3 protein-coding genes and 1 pseudogene are annotated in these 3,328 nt (G+C 68.1%); all 4 read right to left on the reverse strand.

Going from position 1 to position 3,328, the window contains the following annotated elements:
* Positions 1 to 969, reverse strand: a 969-nt coding sequence (locus MFF30_RS24865; RefSeq protein WP_238282896.1) for a CmpA/NrtA family ABC transporter substrate-binding protein, incomplete at its 3' end; no start/stop codon positions are given.
* A gap of 57 nt (positions 970 to 1,026) precedes the next feature.
* A pseudogene (locus tag MFF30_RS26310) lies at positions 1,027 to 1,401 on the reverse strand (beta-lactamase hydrolase domain-containing protein); the annotation flags it as partial.
* Positions 1,402 to 1,477: 76 nt separating this feature from the next.
* The gene (locus tag MFF30_RS24870) at positions 1,478 to 2,428 is read right to left on the reverse strand and encodes an MBL fold metallo-hydrolase (protein WP_238282897.1); all 951 of its coding nucleotides are present in this window, start codon (positions 2,426 to 2,428) and stop codon (positions 1,478 to 1,480) included.
* 10 nt (positions 2,429 to 2,438) lie between these two features.
* Positions 2,439 to 3,328, reverse strand: an 890-nt coding sequence (locus tag MFF30_RS24875) for an FAD-dependent oxidoreductase (protein WP_238282898.1), incomplete at its 5' end; no start/stop codon positions are given.

Genomic DNA, 3,328 nt, shown 5'->3' on the forward strand with positions numbered 1-3,328 from the left:
GCGGGCGATCATGGAGGCGACGGCGCACGCCTCCATGATCGCCCGCAGCAGGGCCGCGGTCGCGTTCGGCATTGTCTGGATCGTGTCCTGCCCGATCGAGAAGGCGCAGCAGGGATGCCCGTCCCAGATCTCCTTCGAGAGGATGTGAATGAAACCGACGCCGTCATAAACGGCGCGCTGAACGATGTTGTCGGGGGCGAGGAACCCGTCGATGTTGTCGGCGCGCAGGTTCGCGACCATGTCGGGCGGCGGCACCGACCGCAGCTGCACATCCGTATCGGGGTCGATGCCGTGTTCGGCCAGATAGTAGCGCAGCAGATAATTGTGGTTCGAGTAGTCGAACGGAATGGCAAGCTTCATGCCCTTCCAGTTCTTCGGGTCGCGGTTGTCCTTGTGCTTGTTGGCGAGGCAAATCGCCTGGCCGTTGACGTTCTCGATCGCCGGGACCGCGAAGGGCACGGGGTTCGAACCGAGCCCCAGGCTGATCGCGATGGGCATGGGCGCCAGCATGTGGGCGGCGTCGTATTCGCGGTTGAGGGTCTTGTCGCGGATCACCGCCCAGCCAGCGGTCTTCACCACGTCGACGTTGAGGCCCTGCTTCTCGTAGAAGCCCATGGGCTTTGCCATGATGATCGGCGTGGCGCAGGTGATCGGAATGAAGCCGACCTTCAGGTCCGTCTTCTCGGGCTTGCCGGCATCTGCGAACGCCTCGGCGATGAGGCCCGTGGGTAGGAACTGGCTGACGGCGGCGAGCGCCGTGCCGGCCCCGACGCTCTTCAAAAAGGCGCGGCGCTCGGCATCCCGCGGGAACAGCGCCCGCATCATCGATGTCTCGACGACCCGTTGGATCGCCGCATCTCCGCTCGGCAGGGCCGCATCGTGCTCGCCCTGGGAACCATGCGCGCCACAGGTGCAGCCACGACGGCTCAGGCGATGTCGCAAACCTGAGTCTTTGTTGAAGAGGGCCATCGCCGACTCCGATGATGCTTGTTCATGAAAGTATCAGCAAGAATTATGCCGGCATCTTTATTTTCGAGGCATCCCGCCTGAAGTGCCGCGGCATCCGAATGTCTCGGTTGGTCTGCCTGCAAGCGCGACGTCGGCCGTCGGCGAGCACACGCGTGGCGACCGGCTGCCGCTGCGGCAGGAGCCGAGAACGGCACCATCCGCGTCCGCAACCGCGGCCCGGAAGGTGGCGATGTCCTGCTCCGGAAACCGCCCTGCGCGTATCGGAATGCGAAGGAAGCCGATCCCGAGTGCCTCGGACCGCCAAGCCAGGAGGGCGCTGGAGCACGGGCCGGCCTCCTCGCCAACGGGCCGATTGCAGATCACGAGCCGGAAGCCCACCCGCGCGGCCTGCTCCAGGGCGGTCTCGTCGCGCTGGGCCGCCACGGACAGGCTCGGGGAGAGCGGCGTGAACCGGCATTGGCATCGCGGGACGCCCCGCGCCGGGGCGGGTCGGGCATCTGGGGCGTGCTCATAACCGAACGGTCTTGAGCGGGATCTTGAGGTAGCGCGTCCCGTTGCCTTCCGGTTGCGGCAGGCGGCCGCCGCGCATGTTCACCTGAATCGACGGCATGATCAGGCGCGGCGCCTTCAAGGTGCGGTCGCGCGCGGTGCGCATCGCGACGAAGTCGTCCTCCGCCATCCCGTCACGGACGTGGACGTTCTCGGCCCGCTGCGTCGCGACGGTCGTCTCGTAGACGTATTCGTCACGGCCGGGCGCCTTGTAGTCGTGACACAGGAACAGGCGCGTGTCGCCCGGAAGCGACAGCAGCCTCCGGGTCGAACGGAAGAGCTGGCGCGCGTCGCCACCCGGGAAGTCCGCACGGGCGGTGCCGTAATCCGGCATGAACAGGGTGTCGCCGACGAAGGCCGCGTCACCGATCACGTAGGCGAGGTCGGCGGACGTATGGCCCGGCACGTGGAGGACGCGTGCGGCGATACCGCCGATCGCGAAACAATCGCCGTCATCGAACAAGCGATCGAACTCCGCGCCGGTGCGGGCGAACTCGGTGCCGGCGTTGAAGAGCTTTCCGAACTCGTCCTGGACCTGGATGATGCCCCGGCCGATCGCGAGTTGTCCGCCGAGCTGCTCCTGCAGGTACGGGGCGGCCGAGAGGTGGTCGGCATGAACGTGGGTTTCGAGGATCCACGCGACCGTCAGTCCCTGCGCCCGCACGTAGGCGACGACGCGATCCGCCGCCTCGTAGGACAGTGTCCCGGCCGCCGGGTCGAAGTCGAGGACGCTGTCGATCACCGCCGCGGCAAGGCTGTGCGGGTCGTGGACGACGAAGGTCGCGGTGTTCGTCGGCTCGTCGAAGAAGCCTTGCACGACAGGTCGTGGGAGGGTGCCCGAGAGGGTCGCCGCCACCTGTTCGTGCGCCAGCGTGAGAACGAGATCATTTTTGAGAAGGGCGTTGGTCATCGTCGACTCCTCAGGCTGCGAGCCAAGCGGTGACTTCGCCATCGTGCCGCTGCTCCATCGCGAGTCGCCGTTCAGTGTCCTCGACGATGTGCCAGGCGACACCCGGCCTCGGCGTGCCGTGCAGTTCGACCGGCGCGGAGCGCGTCTTCAGGCGGATGACGGGCGCGGCATGCGCGTAACCCGGGTGCACCCGGCCGACGATGGCATGCGCGATCACCTCGGCTTGACGTGCGACAGGCTCGATGAAGCGACAGGGCTGCCCGTCGATGCTGATGCAGTCACCGAGGGCGAAGATGTCGGTCCGGTTCGTCCGCAGCGTCGCCCGATCGACGACGATGCCGCGGTCGAAGGCGAGGCCGGCGCCCCGTACGAGCCGTGAGGGTGTGGCAAGGCCCGTCGCCGCGACCAAGGTGGCGGCGTCCAGCACCTCGCCGTCCGAGAGGGCGAGCGTGACGTTGCCGTCCGGCCTGCGGCTCAGACCGGTCACGAGGCTGTTCGCGCGGTAGCGCACGCCCTGTCTTTCGAGGCCCGCCAGGAGCCGGCGGCCGGCGGCCGGCGGCAGAAGTTCGGGCAGCGGAAGCATCCCGGCGCCGATGAGCGTGACGCCATGACCGGCGCGCGCGAGATCCTCGGCAAGCTCGCAGCCGACCATGCCGGCACCGATCACCGCCACGGTCCGCGGACCGCGCGCGAGTTCGGCATGCAAGGCGGACCACGCCGCGAGGTCGTTGACGCGCCAGCACAGCGCCGGATCGAGGCACGCCGGCAACGCCGATCTGGCGCCGTGGGCGAGAACGAGGTGGGTGTAGGCCAGGGTGCCGCGGGTCGTACGCAAGCTGTGCCGCTCCGGCGACAGGCCCACCGCCACCGTGTCGGCCATCAGGCGCAGGCTGAGGCGGG

Source organism: Methylobacterium goesingense (assembly GCF_022179225.1).
GTDB classification, from domain to species: Bacteria; Pseudomonadota; Alphaproteobacteria; order Rhizobiales; family Beijerinckiaceae; genus Methylobacterium; species Methylobacterium goesingense.

What these genes read in the sequence shown, in the direction of transcription:
- MFF30_RS24870 (WP_238282897.1), bottom strand. Translation starts at nt 2,428, where the DNA reads ATGACCAACGCCCTTCTCAAAAATGATCTCGTTCTCACGCTGGCGCAC.